This is a genomic window from Oceanimonas marisflavi, assembly GCF_003049725.1.
In the GTDB taxonomy this organism is placed as follows: Bacteria; Pseudomonadota; Gammaproteobacteria; order Enterobacterales; family Aeromonadaceae; genus Oceanimonas; species Oceanimonas marisflavi.
In genome coordinates this window covers 1-16,165 of sequence record NZ_QAGM01000036.1, presented here as the reverse complement: position 1 = coordinate 16,165, position 16,165 = coordinate 1, and the positions used below count along the sequence as shown (strand labels likewise).

At 61.4% G+C, this 16,165-nt stretch carries 18 protein-coding genes; 9 read left to right on the top strand and 9 right to left on the bottom strand.

Annotation, left to right across the window (positions count from 1 at the left end):
- The coding region (locus DA373_RS15435; RefSeq protein ID WP_157953669.1) for a transposase at positions 1–208 on the top strand (208 nt) is incomplete at its 5' end.
- Positions 209–350: 142 nt separating this feature from the next.
- A complete protein-coding gene (dinB, locus tag DA373_RS15430; protein ID WP_107853170.1) occupies positions 351–1,394 on the top strand; it encodes a DNA polymerase IV in 1,044 nt (347 codons plus the stop codon).
- 262 nt (positions 1,395–1,656) lie between these two features.
- On the opposite strand, the gene DA373_RS15425 is transcribed toward dinB, so the two are convergent.
- Both DA373_RS15425 and DA373_RS15420 read right to left on the bottom strand, forming a co-directional pair.
- Positions 1,657–1,995: a hypothetical protein gene (locus DA373_RS15425; RefSeq protein ID WP_107853169.1), complete on the bottom strand. Its 339-nt coding sequence runs from the start codon at positions 1,993–1,995 to the stop codon at positions 1,657–1,659.
- Positions 1,996–2,077: 82 nt separating this feature from the next.
- Positions 2,078–3,541 carry an aminoacyl-histidine dipeptidase gene (locus tag DA373_RS15420; RefSeq protein ID WP_107853168.1) on the bottom strand — a complete coding sequence of 488 codons (1,464 nt, stop codon included), beginning with the start codon at positions 3,539–3,541 and terminating at the stop codon, positions 2,078–2,080.
- Between the two features lie 327 nt (positions 3,542–3,868).
- Here DA373_RS15420 and gpt point away from each other — a divergent pair, with 327 nt between their 5' ends.
- The 6 genes from gpt to DA373_RS15385 all read left to right on the top strand — a co-directional run bounded on the left by gpt (position 3,869) and on the right by DA373_RS15385 (position 9,093).
- Positions 3,869–4,339, top strand: coding sequence for a xanthine phosphoribosyltransferase (gpt, locus tag DA373_RS15410; protein WP_107853166.1), 471 nt, complete (start codon positions 3,869–3,871; stop codon positions 4,337–4,339).
- A gap of 48 nt (positions 4,340–4,387) precedes the next feature.
- Positions 4,388–5,635 carry an esterase FrsA gene (frsA, locus tag DA373_RS15405; protein WP_107853165.1) on the top strand — a complete coding sequence of 416 codons (1,248 nt, stop codon included), beginning with the start codon at positions 4,388–4,390 and terminating at the stop codon, positions 5,633–5,635.
- A 106-nt stretch (positions 5,636–5,741) separates the two neighbouring features.
- The gene (gene crl, locus DA373_RS15400; protein ID WP_107853164.1) at positions 5,742–6,140 is read left to right on the top strand and encodes a sigma factor-binding protein Crl; all 399 of its coding nucleotides are present in this window, start codon (positions 5,742–5,744) and stop codon (positions 6,138–6,140) included.
- Positions 6,141–6,244: 104 nt separating this feature from the next.
- Positions 6,245–7,348, top strand: a complete 1,104-nt coding sequence (proB, locus tag DA373_RS15395) for a glutamate 5-kinase (protein ID WP_107853163.1) — start codon at positions 6,245–6,247, stop codon at positions 7,346–7,348.
- Positions 7,349–7,356: 8 nt separating this feature from the next.
- Positions 7,357–8,613: a glutamate-5-semialdehyde dehydrogenase gene (locus tag DA373_RS15390; RefSeq protein WP_107853162.1), complete on the top strand. Its 1,257-nt coding sequence runs from the start codon at positions 7,357–7,359 to the stop codon at positions 8,611–8,613.
- Between the two features lie 51 nt (positions 8,614–8,664).
- Positions 8,665–9,093 (top strand): hypothetical protein, encoded by a 429-nt coding sequence (locus DA373_RS15385; RefSeq protein WP_107853161.1) that lies wholly within the window; start codon positions 8,665–8,667, stop codon positions 9,091–9,093.
- A gap of 46 nt (positions 9,094–9,139) precedes the next feature.
- On the opposite strand, the gene DA373_RS15380 is transcribed toward DA373_RS15385, so the two are convergent.
- The 7 genes from DA373_RS15380 to DA373_RS15350 all read right to left on the bottom strand — a co-directional run bounded on the left by DA373_RS15380 (position 9,140) and on the right by DA373_RS15350 (position 14,302).
- Entirely contained in the window at positions 9,140–9,628 is a 489-nt protein-coding gene (locus DA373_RS15380; protein ID WP_107853160.1) for a protein disulfide oxidoreductase, read from the bottom strand.
- Positions 9,625–11,667, bottom strand: coding sequence for a protein-disulfide reductase DsbD family protein (locus DA373_RS15375; RefSeq protein WP_232821331.1), 2,043 nt, complete (start codon positions 11,665–11,667; stop codon positions 9,625–9,627). The genes DA373_RS15380 and DA373_RS15375 overlap by 4 nt, the downstream gene beginning before the upstream one ends.
- Positions 11,668–11,766: 99 nt before the next feature.
- The gene (locus tag DA373_RS15370) at positions 11,767–12,369 is read right to left on the bottom strand and encodes a LysE family translocator (RefSeq protein ID WP_107853159.1); all 603 of its coding nucleotides are present in this window, start codon (positions 12,367–12,369) and stop codon (positions 11,767–11,769) included.
- A 116-nt stretch (positions 12,370–12,485) separates the two neighbouring features.
- The gene (locus DA373_RS15365; RefSeq protein WP_107853158.1) at positions 12,486–13,031 is read right to left on the bottom strand and encodes a DUF1439 domain-containing protein; all 546 of its coding nucleotides are present in this window, start codon (positions 13,029–13,031) and stop codon (positions 12,486–12,488) included.
- A 189-nt stretch (positions 13,032–13,220) separates the two neighbouring features.
- On the bottom strand, positions 13,221–13,667 hold the full coding sequence (locus tag DA373_RS15360; protein ID WP_107853157.1) for a YaiI/YqxD family protein: 447 nt from the start codon (positions 13,665–13,667) through the stop codon (positions 13,221–13,223).
- The gene (locus DA373_RS15355) at positions 13,667–14,068 is read right to left on the bottom strand and encodes a DUF2750 domain-containing protein (RefSeq protein WP_107853156.1); all 402 of its coding nucleotides are present in this window, start codon (positions 14,066–14,068) and stop codon (positions 13,667–13,669) included. Before DA373_RS15355 ends, DA373_RS15360 begins: the two co-directional genes overlap by 1 nt.
- A gap of 33 nt (positions 14,069–14,101) precedes the next feature.
- Positions 14,102–14,302 (bottom strand): DUF2061 domain-containing protein, encoded by a 201-nt coding sequence (locus DA373_RS15350; protein ID WP_107853155.1) that lies wholly within the window; start codon positions 14,300–14,302, stop codon positions 14,102–14,104.
- 221 nt (positions 14,303–14,523) lie between these two features.
- Between DA373_RS15350 and aroG the strand changes: the two genes are divergently transcribed.
- Positions 14,524–15,579 (top strand): 3-deoxy-7-phosphoheptulonate synthase AroG, encoded by a 1,056-nt coding sequence (gene aroG, locus DA373_RS15345; RefSeq protein WP_107853154.1) that lies wholly within the window; start codon positions 14,524–14,526, stop codon positions 15,577–15,579.
- Positions 15,580–16,165: the final 586 nt, after the last annotated feature.

Below are 16,165 nucleotides of genomic sequence, written 5' to 3'. Positions count from 1 at the left end.
CAGTGGAGCCAATCCGGTGATCCCACCAAGGAAGAACCGGATCAGCCCTCGGGATTACGATAAGGCACTGTATAAAGAGCGTAATTTGGTTGAACGCGCTTTCCAGAAGTTCAAGCATTACCGTCGTATCGCGACACGATATGAACGTGTCGCGAAACACTACACTGCCATGCTCCACCTCGTATCAACAGTGATATGGTTGGCATGATTGAGAACGCCCCCTAGGGACTTGGTCATTCCGGCCCTCGAGCCGGAATCCATCCTGCAGGCCACTGTGTCATCCACTCTGGACTCCGGCCTGACAGCAAACCAATCCCTAATCCCGATTCCCTAATCCCCGCATTGTCTTTATGCGTAAGATTATTCATGTGGACATGGACTGTTTCTTTGCGGCGGTGGAGATGCGGGCGCATCCCGAGTGGCGGGACATTCCCCTGGCCATTGGCGGCAGCGCCAGCCGGCGCGGAGTGATCGCCACCTGCAACTACCCGGCCCGCAAGTTTGGCGTGCGCTCGGCCATGCCCAGCCATCAGGCGCTGCGGTTGTGCCCCGATCTGCTGCTTATTTCCGGCAATATGGCGGAATACAAGCGGGTTTCGCAGCAGATCCGCGCCATCTTTCGGCGCTACACCGAACTGGTGGAGCCCCTTTCCCTCGACGAAGCCTACCTGGACGTGACCGGCAGCCCGCTGTTTGGCGGCAGCGCCACCCTGATTGCCGAGGATATTCGCCGGGCCATTCGCGACGAGCTGCAGCTGACTGCTTCGGCGGGAGTGGCGCCCAACAAGTTTCTGGCCAAAATCGCCTCGGAAGAAAACAAGCCCGACGGCCTGTTTGTGCTGCCGCCGGCGGCGGTGGCGGACTATGTCAGCAAACTGCCGCTGAGCAAGATCCCCGGCGTGGGCCAAAAGACCGCGGAAAAGCTGGCGGCCATGGGGCTGGAAACCTGTGCCCAGGCGGTGGCTGCGGGGGAAGAAAACCTGACGCGCCGTTTTGGCAAGTTTGGCCGGCTGCTGTGGCAGCGGGCCCAGGGGATAGACGAACGGCCGGTGCAGGTGGACCGGATCCGCAAGTCGGTAGGAGTGGAAACCACCCTGGCTGCCGACCTTCATGTTGCAGGAGAAGGCCGGGAAGTCCTGACCCGGCTCTGGCCCGAGCTGCAGCGCCGGCTGGGAGAGCGGGCCATTCGCGGCCTGTGCATCAAGCTCAAGTTTGAGGATTTTGAACAGACTACTCTGTCCCGGCGCACCACAGTGCCCGAGCTGGCGTCGGCGTTAAAGCTGTGCGATCAGGCCTGGGAGCGGAGTGAGGGCCGTGGCGTGCGGCTGGTGGGAGTGAGCGTGGAGCTGGCCGAAGAAGAGCAGGGTGCTCAGTTAGGGTTTGACTGGGATTAAGAGCCGGGAATGGGGATTAGGGGCTTGGGATTAGTCGAGTAGACTGGAATGAGCGAAGCGAAGTTCAACATTCCGCAAGCGTCTGCATTTGTTGCGATTCACTTCGTTCATCACAACCTACGCTTGCACAAAGGAATATTCGCCGGGGGTGAGCCGTAGGTTGGCAATGAGCGCAGCGAATTGCAACGACCCGCCGGCGGCTTCGTGTTGTGGTTCGCTTCGCTCATCACAACCTACACCCGTATTCTGTCCCCAGTCCCCATCACTTCAGATGATCCTCTTCCACAAACCAGCCCTGGTTGTTTTGAGCGTTGGCGGGAGCGGGCTGTGAAGGCGGCGCTACTACCGCAGACGGGCCGGTGGTGGTCGTGGTGGCCGGTGCATATCCCGGCTCCAGCGCCGGCGCATCGCGGCCGTCGTCCGGGTGGGCGCTGCGCTGGCGGGCCGGTGCGGCGCTGTGATCCTGCTGAATGCCGGGAGCCAGCTTGCGGGTTTCGTCGAGCACTTCCCGGCCAAAGTCGAGCGCCCGGCTGAATATGTTGTCGGCCAGGGTCGGGGTGGCGACCAGCGCCAGCATCAGTAACAGGGTCCTGGATTTCATGACGCCTCCAAAAGCAATTAATCGTGTTCAATAATACGCCAAAACCGGGACCCTGAACACGGCCCCGAAGTCCGGCCTGTCGTCAGTTGTCGCGGGCAGGTATTTGCTCCAGCACCCGTATCAGCAGCTGCCAGAAGCGGGCTACGGCTTCAATATTCACCCGCTCATCGGGAGAGTGCGCCCCTTGAATGGTGGGGCCGAAAGACACCATGTCCCATTGGGGGTAGGCGCTTTTGAACAGGCCGCATTCCAGTCCGGCATGGATCACCTTGACCGCCGGCAGGGCGCCGAACACCTCCTTGTGAGTGTCGAGCACCAGCTTCATGACGGGTGAAGCGGGGTCGGGCTGCCAGCCCGGGTAGGCACCGTCAAACACTACGGTGGCCCCGGCCAGCTCAAAGGCCGCTGCCGTCATCGCCGCCACTCTGTTCCGGCCGGCGTCGTCCAGGGAACGGATCAGACACTGCACATGCACATGATCATCGTGAGTTTCAATCACGCCCAGGTTGGTGGAGGTCTGAGTGACTCCCGGCATGGCACGGCTCATGGCCATCACACCGTGGGGGCAGGCCAGCAGGGCACGCACCAGCCGTTGCTGCATGGCCTCGCTCATCACTCTGGCGGGGGGCTCGGCGTCACTCAGCTTAAGACGAATAAAGTCATCCACACCAGCAAACTCGGTGGCGTATTGCTGCTGGTAGTGTGCCAGCAAGGTATGCAAGTGTTCACTCTTTTCCTCGGACACCAGCAGCAGCGCCGAGGCTTCCCGGGCGATGGCGTTGCGCAGAGTGCCACCTTCCAGGCTGGCCAGCCGGGCATTGCAGCCGTGGGTCACGGCATGCAGCAGCTCGGCCAGCAGCCTGGTGGCGCTGGCCCGGCCTTCATGAATATTGATACCGGAGTGACCACCACGCAGGCCGGTAATGGCAAGATTAAAGGCTCGATAACCGGCGGGCACCGGCTCTGCCTGATAAGGCAGGGTGATATTGGCATCCACGCCGCCGGCGCAGCCCATGTAGACATCGCCGTCCTGCTCGGAGTCGGTGTTGAGCAAAATGTCGCCCTCAAGCCAGCCGGGCTGCAGGCCAAAGGCGCCGGTCATGCCGCTTTCCTCGTCGACGGTGAGCAGCACTTCCAGCGGGCCGTGCTTGAGTGTACTGTCGGCCAGCACCGCCAGGCAGGCAGCCATGCCGATGCCGTTGTCGGCCCCGAGGGTGGTGCCGGTGGCGTATACCCAGTCGCCGTCAATGCGCGGGCGTATGGGATCCCGGGTGAAGTCGTGGTTGGTGCCGGCATTGGCTTGGGGCACCATGTCGAGGTGAGCCTGCAGCACTACCCCCTTGCGATTTTCCATGCCGGGGCTGGCGGGCTTTTTGATGATCAGATTGCCGGTGTCGTCCTGACGCACCGTCAGGCCCTGCTCCTGAGCCCAGCCGGTTATCCAGTGACGCAGTGCGGCCTCGTGCCCGGAGGGATGAGGAATGCTGCAGATGGTGTTAAAAAATCCCCACAGCGAGGAAGGAGACAGGGTGTGAATGGCGGTCATGTCGGCTCCGGTATCGGCATCGGTCAGTAAGGTGGCGCCAGCTTACCCTGTCCTGATGACGGTGATCCATCCCGAAAACACATCTTCCTGAATAGCTGAATGAATAACGCAGCCAAACCCGGAGCCGTAGAAATGAAAGGGCGTTGAGCTACGCTTTACCAGCAAGGTTGCCTTGAAAAAGTGGTAACTCTGGTCAGCAAAAAAGCTGTTTAGCTGGTCAAGAATGGGCGTGATCTCTATAATGCGCCCATTGTTTACCCTGAGTTCCGTTATGGCGGGGCTGGGGTGGCCGTTCTGTTTTAAAGCCAACACCCAAAGGTTCTTTCTATGTCCAACAAATTCGTCGTCACCTGGGACTCATTTCAGCGCGAAGCGCGCAAGCTGGCCGCCCGTCAGCTGCCTGCCAGCCAGTGGAAAGGTATTATTGCCGTCAGCCGTGGCGGTCTGGTACCGGCCGCCATTCTGGCCCGCGAGCTGGGTATTCGCCACGTCGATACCCTGTGCATCTCCAGCTACGATCACAATCAGCAGCGGGATGATCTGCAGGTGCTGAAGCAGGTAAACGGTGACGGCGAAGGGTTCCTGATCGTCGACGATCTGGTGGACACCGGCAACACCGCCCGGGTGATCCGCGAGCTGTATCCCAAGGCCAAGTTCATTACCGTGTTCGCCAAGCCCAAGGGCGAGCCGCTGGTTGACGACTTTGAGGTGCGCGTAGGCCAGGACACCTGGATCGAGCAGCCCTGGGACATGAGTGTGACCTTTGTGCCGCCCCTGTGCGAGCAGGACCAGGCGTGATAAAAAGGCTCTTCGGAGCCTTTTTTACATTCTGACGCCGGAGCCTTCATGACAAGCCAGCAAAGCAATCTGAGCGAGCGGCTTTTTTCTGCCGTCCAGCATGCCCCGGAAACCTCCACCATCGCCTTTGCCGGGCGCCGCCATGTCGGCCGGCAGGAGCCGGCCCCCTTTGTGGACGGCGCCGATCTGCCCGGGTTTTACCGTCTGCAAAAACGTGCCTACTGGCACTGGCTGGGGGTGGACAGCATCGAGATCGAAGCCACTCTGGCGCGCCTGGCCGCGGCCCCCGGTCCCCGCACCGTGGAGAGCTGGCTGGATACCGTGGCCGAATACGGTCCCGGCAACTGGATCTTTGAATGGAGCCAGCTGGGGGCAAAGGCGCAACAGCTGGCTCAGGGCGCGGCCGGCCGGGAGGAGGCGCGTGCGCAGTTTCTGGCGGCCGCCCGCTATTTTTCCCTGGCCAGCTACCCCCATCTTAAAGGCGACCGGCTGGCGCTGCAGGCCCAGCTGCTGGCCAACCAGGCTTACCGGGAAGCGGGCCGGCGGCTGCCGGTGCCGCTGAAAGAACTGCGTATTCCCTTTAACGGCAAGGAGGTGCAGGGGTATCTGCACCTGCCTGCCACCGACCGGCCGCTGCCGCTGGTGATCGTCAGCGGCAGCCTGGACAGCCTGCAGCTCGACTTCTGGCGATTCTATGAGCGCTATCTGGCGCCCGCGGGCATGGCCATGCTGACGGTGGACATGCCCGGGGTGGGTTACTCTTCACACTGGCCACTGGTACAGGACAGCAGCCGGCTGCATCAGGCGGTGCTGCATTATGTGCCCAATATTCCCTGGGTGGACGAACGCCGGGTAGCCATGCTGGGGGTACGTATGGGCGGTAATGTGGCGGCCCGGCTGGCCAGTGTGGAGCCGTTCCGGTTGCGGGCCGCGGTATGTATTGCCGGTGCCGCCAACCTGTTTTTTTCCGAGCGTGAGCGCTTTATGCGGGCACCGGCCATGTTGCGGGACAGCATCGCCAACCGGCTGGGCATGAAAAGCAACGACTGGGAAAGTGTCTATCAACATTGCCGCGGACTCTCCCTCAAGACCCAGGGGCTGATGGGCCGTAAAACCTCTGTGCCGCTGCTGAGCATCGGCCACCGTCACGACTTTCTGTGTCCCGAGGCCGAGATTCAGGCGCTGGCTGCCAGCAGCCGCAGTGGCCAGGCGCTGGTGCTCGACAAGCTTCCCCTGCTGCAGCTGTACGAAACGGCTCTGGCCCGCACCCGGGACTGGCTGGTAGATCAGCTTTAACCACGGCGCAAGGCATGGATGTCGCTTTTTTGGCCATGGAAGGCGGCCAACCTTTATTATTGGGTGAAAAAGCGTTACATATAGGCCAGTTACCAGGGAGGTGGTTATGAGTACTGAAACGGTGAGTCATCAGAAACTGCTGCGGCTGTTTGCGGCCATAGGTCCTTACCTGCGCAGCGAGCAGTCAAGCCAGGACGGCTATTTTTTTGACTGTCTGGCGGTGTGTGCCAGTGCCAAGTTGGAGCCGGAAAAGCGCGAGTTCTGGGGCTGGTGGCTGGAGCTGTCGCCAAAGAATGAGCAGGATTTCGAGTTTTGTTACCGGCTGGGCTATTACGGGGGCGAAGGCGAGTGGCAGGAGCGGGATATTCCCCGCAAGCATGAAGAGGAAGTGGCGCGTACCCTGCGCGACTTTTACGACAAGCTGTCTGTCTGCCTGGATGAGCTTTCCCTCAGTGCCACTCCTTCTCCCGAGCTGGGGGACAAGCATTTGCTGAGTCCTGCCTGACGGTCAGACTTTTCTGTTCGGCCTCCGGGCTGTTATCTGTCCATGTTATGATTGCCGGCATCATGCCGGCATTGCTGTATTGTAAAGGAGCCGCAGGGCGTTCCATGAAAGGCAAAACCATTGTTGTAAAACTGGGTACCAGTGTGCTCACCGGCGGCAGCCGCCATCTCGACAGGGCGCACATGGTGGAGCTGGTGCGCCAGTGCGCCAGCCTGCACCGGGCCGGCCATCGCATTATTGTGGTGACCTCGGCGGCTATTGCCGCCGGGCGTGAACACCTGGGCTTTCCCGAGCTGGCAGGCACCATGGCCAACAAGCAGATGCTGGCGGCGGTGGGGCAGACCCAGCTGATCCAGACCTGGCAGTCGCTGTTCAATATCTACGGCCTGCATGTGGGCCAGCTGCTGCTGACCCGGGCCGATCTGGAAGACAGAGAGCGCTACCTCAATGCCCGGGACAGCCTGCGTGCTCTGCTCGATCACCGTATTATTCCGGTGATCAATGAGAACGATGCCGTCGCCACCAACGAGATCAAGGTGGGTGACAACGACAACCTGTCGGCCCGGGCCGCCATTCTGGCCGAGGCCGATCTGCTTATTCTGCTGACCGATCAGCGCGGCCTGTTTACCGCCGATCCGCGCAACAACCCCGATGCCCAGCTCATCGAGGAAGTGCAGACCATAGACGACACCCTGCGCAAGCTGGCCGGTGGCAGCGTCAGCGGTCTGGGCACCGGTGGCATGGCCACCAAGCTGCAGGCCGCCGATGTGGCCCGCCGGGCCGGGGTGGATGTGGTGATTGCCACCGGTCAGATCCCGGAAGTGATCGGCCGGCTGGCCAGCGGCGATCGGGTCGGTACCCGTTTTCCGGCCCTGGCCACGCCGCTGGAAAGCCGCAAGCGCTGGATCCTGGCCGGACCACCGCCTCATGGTGAAATTCATGTGGACGCCGGTGCGGTGCGGGCGGTGATGGACAAGGGATCCAGCCTGCTGCCCAAGGGCATAGTGCGGGTGGAAGGACGTTTTCGCCGGGGCGAGGCGGTACGCATCGTCAACCCCGAGGGCCGCGAGCTGGCCCGGGGCATCTGCCGTTACGACGCCCAGGATCTGGTGCGCATTAAAGGACAACACTCAGACCAGATTGAAACCCTGCTGGGCTATGGCTACGGCAGTGTCGCCATTCACCGCGACGATCTGGTGCTTTTGTAGGAGATATCATGGATTTGCAACACATGGGCCGTGCCGCCCGCGATGCTTCTTACCTGCTGGCCGAGGCCAGCACCCAGACCAAAAACGCCGCTCTGGTGGCCATGGCCGATGCCCTGGAACAAAATGCCGGGGCCATTCTGGCGGCCAACCAGAAGGATCTGGACACAGCCCGGGAAAACGGCACCGGTGACGCCATGCTCGACCGGCTGATGCTCAATCCCGCACGGCTCAAGGCCATTGCCGATGACGTGCGCAACGTGGTGCGGCTGCCGGATCCGGTGGGTGCCGAGCTGGAATCCCGGGTGCTGGAAAACGGCATGCGGCTGTCCCGCCGCCGGGTGCCCCTGGGCGTAGTGGGGGTGATCTACGAGGCTCGCCCCAATGTGACCATTGACATTGCTGCCCTGTGCCTGAAAACCGGCAACGCCAGCATTCTGCGTGGCGGCCGGGAGACCTTTCACACCAACCAGGAGCTGGTGAAGGTGATCCGCCAGGCCCTGGCGGCCTGTGAGTTGCCCGAGTCCTGTGTGCAGTACATTGGCGAGCCGGGCCGGGAGTGGGTGAGCGGCCTGCTGAAACTGGATCAGTATGTCGACATGATCATTCCCCGGGGCGGCCCCGGCCTGCATCAGCTGTGCAAGGAGCAGGCCACCATTCCGGTCATTATCGGTGGCTTTGGCATCGGCCACATTTTTGTGGACGAAAGTGCCGATCTGACCCGGGCCATTGAGGTAATCGACAACGCCAAGACCCAGCGCCCGAGCGTGTGCAACGCCATCGACACCGTACTGGTGCATGAAAAAGCCGCCGCCGGGCTGCTGCCGGCACTGAGTGAACGCATGGCCGAAAAGGGCGTGACCCTGGTGGCCGAGCCGGCGGCACTGGCGCTGCTGAAGGAGGGGCCGGCCACGGTGCGGGCCGCCGAAGACGGCGATTTCGATACCGAATGGCTGGGACTGACTCTGGGAGTCAAGCTGGTGAGCGATGTGAACGCTGCCCTGGCCCATTTACGGGCCCATAATGCGGCGCATTCCGATGCCATTCTCACCAACTGTCTGACCAGTGCCGAACGCTTTGTTAACGGCGCCCCCTCGGCGGCGGTGTATGTGAATGCCTCCACCCGCTTTACCGACGGTGCCCAGTTTGGTCTGGGGGCCGAAGTGGCGGTGTCCACCCAGAAGCTGCATGCCCGGGGCCCCATGGGGCTGGAAGAACTGACCAGCTACAAGTGGGTAGGCCAGGCGGATTACCTGATCCGCCAGTAAGGGGCGGGGCCTTGAGGCCCGGCCCGTCCAATGTGAGGGGAGAGGAGTTTTATGCCGTCCAAGTTGCTGGATGCCCTGTTGCTGGCGATGCCCTTGTCGCCCACGCTGGAGTCCTGGCGTCAGCATCTGCTTAATCATCTGAACTATCCGGTAAAGGGAGCGCAGAGCCTGTTTATCGGCGAGCCTGTGCTGGTGATTGTGTCATTTCAGCACGACAGGGCCGAGGTATTGCTGCCGGCCTTGGAGTGGCGCAACCATGACATGCAGACCACCAGGCCCAGTTCACGGGGCGTGGTGGATGAGCACAGTGGCAGCCTGGAGCAGCTGCTGGCGCTGGTGGAGGAAAGCATCGCCCTGAGGCTGAAATCGTTTCACGAGTGCAGCCGTTGTGGCAAACGCTGTCCGCCCGAAGCGCTGGGTTCGCTGATGGGGGATCCCACCTGCCGGGACTGTCTCAAGGGCCGGCGGGTGCTTTTTTAAATTCAGGGAATAGGGATCGGGGATTAGGGACTCGCCTCCCCAGTCCCTAATCCCCGAACTGAACAATCCAGCGCCTGAGCAGCATGCCTGGCAGGGTGGTAAAGCCGGTGGTGGCCAGCTTCAGTTCGCCCTGGTGAACCACCATCAGGGTGGGCGTCACGCCAATTCCCAGGGTGCGTGCCAGGCGGTTGTCGGCGTCGTTCACCACCGCAAAGTCATGGCCCTTGGCCTTCATATAAGCCGCAACCTTTTGATCGCTGCCCGAGGCGATGGCAATGCTCATTACCGGGCCCGGCACCATCTCCACCATGGGCGAGACAAAACGGCACACGCCACACCAGCTGGCCCAGACGTAGAGCAGTACCGGCTCCCGGTGACTTTGCGCCACCAGATCCACCGGCTTACCCTTCAGCGTGACCAGCTGACTCAGGGCGTCGGCCGAGGCAGGCAGATCCCGGCTGCGCCACAGATCCACCGCCGTCATGACGAGCATGAGAACCAGCCCATAGCCCAGCAGGCCTTTCAGCCATTTCACCGGGCGGCCTCCAGCGCCGATACGACCCGATCGCTGGTCAGCAGCACTTCCAGCTCCCGGCCCTCGGGCAGGCCCGGTCCAAACACCTGATTAAAGGGAATGCCGGCGCGGCCATGAGCGCGCAGATAGTCGGTGATCACCGGGTCGGGACGAGTCCAGTCGCCCTGCATCAGCACCACGTCCTTTTGGGTGAGCGCGCCGTACACCGGATCCCGCTGGATCACGCCAATCTTGTTGGCCTGGCAGGTAATGCACCAGTCGGCGGTAATGTCCACAAACACTCGGTTGCCGGCGGCCACTTCCTGCTCGATGCGGGCAATGTCCAGGGGCTGCCAGGGCAGCTCGGGGTTGGCCGGACTGACCCAAGCGTCCTGGGTCATCAGGGCCACGCCACCCAGCACGGCGCTCACCAGACTGATGCCGGCCACGCCGAACAGCAGGGCCCGGGCACCGTGGCGGCGCATCAGGCCAGCCAGGGGCAGCATCACCAGCAGGGCCGCCAGCAGCAGGCTCAGGGACGTGCCCAGGGTAGTTGAGAGCAGTGACAGCAGCCACAGACTGGTGGCCAGCAGCATCAGGCCAAACAGCCATTTGACCTTGACCATCCAGGGGCCGGGCCTGGGCATAAAGCGCACAAAGCCGGGAAACAGCGCCAGCAGCAGCCAGGGCAGGGCCATGCCCAGACCCAGGCCGGTAAAGATGGCAACCAGCACCAGCGGCGAGGATGCCAGTGCCGCCGCTACCGCGGTACCCAGAAAGGGTGCGCTGCAGGGGGTGGCCAGCAGGGTCGCGAACATGCCCTGCAGCAGGTGACCGCTGTTGCCGCCCCCCCGGTGGCTGGCCAGCCAGGTACTGAGCCGGCTGGGCAGGTGAATTTCAAACAGGCCAAACAGGTTGAGGGAAAACAGGGCGGTGACCGCCAGCATAAAGCCGATAAAGCCCGGCTGCTGAAACTGAATGCCCCAGCCCAGCTGGGCGCCGGACCAGGTCAGCACCAGCATAAAGGCGGCCAGTCCCCAGAACGACAGCATGATGCCGGCGGCAGAGAGCAGCAGCGGGCGACGTACTTCGGCCCGGCTGCGGTGCCCCAGCAACAGGCTGTTTAGTTTGAGCCCCAGCACCGGCAGTACGCAGGGCATGATGTTCAGTATCAGTCCACCCAGCAGGGCGTAGCCCAGGGCCAGCCACAGGGAAGGCTGGTCACCGCCGGCGCTCAGGGTGCCCTTGCTGACGGGAGCGCTCAGCTCTTCGGCCAGGTTGGCGTCGGCCACGGTCACGGTGAGCGGGGTGTTGTCGAGATTGAGCCCGGGATCCCAGCTGTTAACGTTAAAACGTGCTTCAAGCCGGTTGTCGTTGATATTCAGTTCGGGCTGACTGAACACGGCGGTGTCGGTATCGTCGATAAAGACGGTGGGATCCTGCCAGCCTGCCGGATTAATCAGGGTGACGGCCACTTTTTCTTTGGCGGCGTCCCAGCGCCAGTCACCGGCCTGCACTCTGGCCGCCGGGCGTGGCACCTGCGACAATGCCTGCTGAAAGTGGTGATTGGTGGTTTCATCCAGCATTAAACCGGCATTCAGCGGCAGCGACAGCGAATATTCGGTCAGCACGCAGATGGTGGTGCAGCTGGGCAGGGTCAGGGTGGCCTTGAAGGTGGCCGGTTGTGACGCATCCTGCGGGGTAATCAACAGCGGAAAGCTGACATCGTGCTGGTAGCCCTGGGTTTCGATGCCCAGCAGATGAAAGCGATCGGGCAGGGGCCAGCGCCAGTCCAGGGCCTGCACATTGGTGGAGTCCTGCCATTCCATGCGGGGAGCAATGCCGCCCTCGCCAGGCGAGCGCCAGTAGGTTTTCCAGTCGTCGGCCAGGCGCACCTGCAGCAGGGCCGCATATTGTCCGCTGGCGTTATTCAGGGGGCCGTTCTGTACCAGCCGCACCTGCACCGGCGGGTGCTCGGGGGCCTGCAGCCAGCCGGTGTCGGCAGCCTGGGTGGCAACAGAGGCCAGCAGCAGTAAACACAATGAAAAAAGTCGGTACACGTTTTAAATCTCCGGTGGTCAACGCAAAACATTAAGGCAGAGGGCGTTGACTGTCACTCCCGGCATAGGCAAAGCAGCACAATGGCCAGCCACCCCGGCTCAGCCCAGCGCCAGCCACAGGGCGACTCCTAGCATCAGGCTGCCGGCAATGCGGTTCATCAGCTGTACCCTGCCCTTTTGCTGCAGCACCCGGCTCAGGGTGCGGCCACCGCTGGCGTAGAGCAGCATGCAGATAAACTCCAGCGACAGAATGATGGAAACCAGCCCTGCCAGCTGGCCGGCCAGTGGCGCCTGATTGTCGATAAAGGGCGGCAGCAGGGCGATAAAAAAGGCCCAGCCCTTGGGGTTGGCGATGGCGGTGACAAAGCCCTGGCTGACCAGAGTGGCGGCAGGAATATGACGGGGCCCGGCATCCACCGGGTTTAACGCCAGTTTGCCCCGGGAGCGCCACAGCTGAATGCCAAGCCAGGCCAGATAGAGGCCGCCGCCGTACTTGAGCAGCAGAAACAGCTGCGGATACTGCAGCATGAGTGCGGCCACACCGACCACCGCCAGGCAGGCCACCAGGCCCACGCCGGCGAGCTCGCCCAGCATCATCCACAGGGTGCGTTTTACCCCTACCGTCATCCCCAGGGACAGAGCCAGGGTCATGCACATGCCGGGGGTGACCGACACAAAGAAAAAGGTGGGCACAAACACCATTAGAACCGATGCGTTAATAGGTCACCTGCCTGCCAGTAGCGCTTGAGTTGAACATAATCTACGCCATTGTAGGCCAGGTGCCACAGATTAAGCCAGCCCTGGCCGAGGGCATTTCATCAGTCACTGAAGCGGGGGCTGAATACCAGTCGTCCGGGAGCGATATCCATGGCCACGGGCACGGTTTTGAGCCAGCCATAGCGGCCGTCGTCAAGCTTATATACCGGCTGGTTTTCCAGCACGGCGCGCACCAGCTGCATCATGCCCGCCGAGGCCGCCGCCACATCGCCCTGATAGCCAAAGGCGTTGACCTGGCTCCTGAGCAGATTCAGATCCCGAATAAAGATGGCGTTTTTCTGCCGGTCGTAGACGGGTTTGCCTTCAATCTGCAGATCCAGGGCGGCGGGAAAGCGGGCAATCAGGGCATTGATGGCGGTTTCGCCGCTGATGTCGAGGCGCACCACCTGGCGGCTGTCGGGACCTATGGTGAGATCCAGGTTATCGATGCGGGTTTCCACCAGCCCCTGGGTAAAGCGCGGCGCCTGCTCTTCCAGTTGGGTGTAGAGCGCCTTTTCCAGCTCGGTTTCAGACACGCTGTACTGGCTGACGCTGGCACAGGCGCTCAGCAGCAGCGCACTCAGGGTAATGGTCAGGGCTTTAAACATGGTGTTACCTCTTTTCAAGAGCTGTAAGCCGTAAGCTGTCAGCTGTAAGTAAAACCACTTCTGCATGACTGCGAACCTGGTTAAAGGCCTGTAGCCCGGCAACAAGTGTAAGTTTTTTGTTCATGTTTCAGCGCGTACAGGCCATCTTGTCTTACAGCTTAAAGCTGACAGCTTACGGCTTCGAAAAGCCTATGGCTTTGAGCTTAAGAGCCGCTCGAGCTGGTTGGCAAAGGCCTGGCGGTCGGCCTGGCTCAGGGTGGGCGGCCCGCCGGTCTGCACGCCGCTGGCACGCAGGGTGTCCATAAAATCGCGCATGGTCAGTTTGGCGCGAATGGTGCCCTTGTCAAAGCGCTCGCCCCGGGGGCTGAGCACCTCGGCGCCCTTGTCCAGGGCTTCGGCGGCCAGGGGAATATCGGCGGTCACCAGCAGATCCCCCGCTTCAATGCGTTGCACAATTTCATTGTCGGCCACGTCAAATCCTTTCGCGACCTGCAGCTGACGCACCAGTTTTGAGGCGGTTACCGGCAGGGCGTGATTGGCCACCAGCACCAGCGGTGTGCCGGTACGCTCGGCGGCGCGCAGCAAAATCTCGCGGATCACCTTGGGGCAGGCGTCCGCATCCACCCAGATCTGCATCAGTTGCGCCGCCCCTGGGATTTTTTGCGGTCAAGGGCGTCTTTCAGTTCATAAGGATCCACCACCACGCCGGTTTCATTGGGCGTAGGAAAGACCGCGACCAGTAACTCGTCGTCGGTCATGCCCGGCACCCAGCGCTTGAGCCAGACGTTCAGGCTGATGGCTTCGGGCTTGCAGCCCTGCCAGTCGCCTTCGGCCCAGTCCCGTGCATAGTCGGCGTGGGGCCAGACCGGAATGCAGTCTTCATCGTCGTCGGTGGTCAGCATCATGCAGCCATGTTCGTCGGTGAGGATCCAGATTTCGTCCTGCTCGCATACCCGGTTGACGAAATGGTTAAAGCGTTCGTTATCACCGAGAGCGAGTACGGCGGTCTTGTCCTGAGTGTTGAGGGAATAACTCATAAAGGTTCTCACTGTGGAAATTGAGCCGCATGTTCACACTGCCGGGCCCGTCTTGTCCAGTTTCGCCTTGCCAAACCGGTTCCAGGCCTGTTCATGAAAGAAGTAAGCCACGGTATTGACCATGGGCTCGACCAGGGCGATAAGACCACCGACCAGCAGGCTGCCGGAGATCATCCAGGCCACGCTGAAGGCCACGGTGAAATGCACCAGGGCAAAGGTGAGGGTCTTGTACATGGTGGCGTGCGTCCTTATGATGAAACTTATATAATGAATGATAATGATTATCAGTAATCTGGCCAATCGTTATTTTTTGGCTGGTTCATCGGTGTTTCCTGTCAAACAAATGCTGAACAGCGGCAATCGAGCGTTTACAGCCGGACCCCGCTCGGGATAGATTGAAAACAGTTTTTTTAATACGGGCCAGGGTGCTCACCAGTACAAAAGCAGGGTTGCTCATGCATTTTCAAACCGACGATATCCGCATTAACGAAATCAAAGAACTGTTGCCGCCGGTGGCGGTGCTGGAAAAATATCCGGCCACCGATACCGCTTCGGCTACCGTGTTTGAATCCCGCCAGGCGATCCATCGTATTCTCACCGGCGAGGATGACCGTCTGTTGGTGGTGGTGGGGCCCTGCTCCATTCATGACACTCAGGCGGCCATTGAATACGGTCAGCGGCTCAAGGGGCTGCGCGAGCGCTACGCCGATACGCTGGAAGTGGTGATGCGGGTGTATTTTGAAAAGCCGCGCACGACCGTTGGCTGGAAGGGGCTGATCAACGATCCTTACCTGGACAACAGCTTTCAGATCAACGATGGCCTGCGTACCGGCCGCAAGTTGCTGCTCGATCTCAACGACATGGGCCTGCCCACCGCCAGCGAGTTCCTGGACATGATCACGCCCCAGTATCTGGCGGATCTGATGAGCTGGGGTGCCATTGGCGCACGCACCACCGAATCCCAGGTACACCGGGAGCTGGCGTCCGGCCTGTCGTGCCCGGTGGGCTTCAAGAACGGCACCGACGGCACCATCAAGGTAGCCGCCGACGCCATTGGCGCCGCCAGTGCTTCCCATCATTTTCTGTCGGTGACCAAGTTCGGCCACTCGGCCATCGTCTCCACCGCCGGCAACCCGGACTGCCATATTATTCTGCGCGGCGGCAAGGAGCCCAACTACAGCGCCGATCATGTGGCCACCGTCTGCGCCGGCCTGGAAAAGGCCGGTCTGCCGCAGAAGCTGATGATCGACTTCAGCCATGCCAACAGCAGCAAGCAGTATCAGCGGCAGATGGTGGTGGCCGAGGACGTGTGCGGCCAGATCGCCGGTGGCCAGCAGGCCATCATGGGCGTGATGGTGGAAAGCCACCTGGTGGAAGGCCGTCAGGATCTGAAGGAAGGCTGTGAACTGACCTACGGGCAGAGCATCACCGACGCCTGCATCGGCTGGGACGACACCGAAAAAATGCTGGCGCAGCTGGCCGAAGCCGTGGCCGCCCGGCGCCAGGCGTAATCTAAGTGAGGAGAGAGGCGTCAGGGGTGAGGGGGGGGAACTGCCCCTGACTCCTGAGCTGAACGACACAAAAAAAGGAGCCTTAGGCTCCTTTTTTGTTTGCCCAGCGAAGCTGGCAAACCCGTCAGGTTGAAAGAAACCTGAATCACCCTGACTGAGGGGAAGATAATCCGAATGGCAAGGGCGCTGTTGGCCAACGGCAGGGTCTGAAGGAAGCCATAGGAAGTCAGAGGCACACAACGCAAGTGAACCTGATTCGGCGCGACAGAGGGGTAAGCGTGCAAAATAACGCAAAGCCCGATACTCAGTCAGATCTGTTGCGTGTTTGAGGGTGGCGTTTCTGACAGGGAGCCAGTGCAGTAACTGGGGAAGCCTGACACCAGCTCCGGCGGCAAGCCGGAAGCACAGACTCAAGGTGAGCGCCGAGGTCTGTGTTGGTGCGAGGTGGCAGATGAATCCGTAGTAGTGAGTAAGGCCCGGCCCGAGAAGCCCAGTAATGGTGTGGAGGACAAAACCGGGCTGACCATCAGCACAGCGTCTGATGGAGCAGCGACGTGCCAAAAGCCGTCGGTGCTGCGAAGGGAGG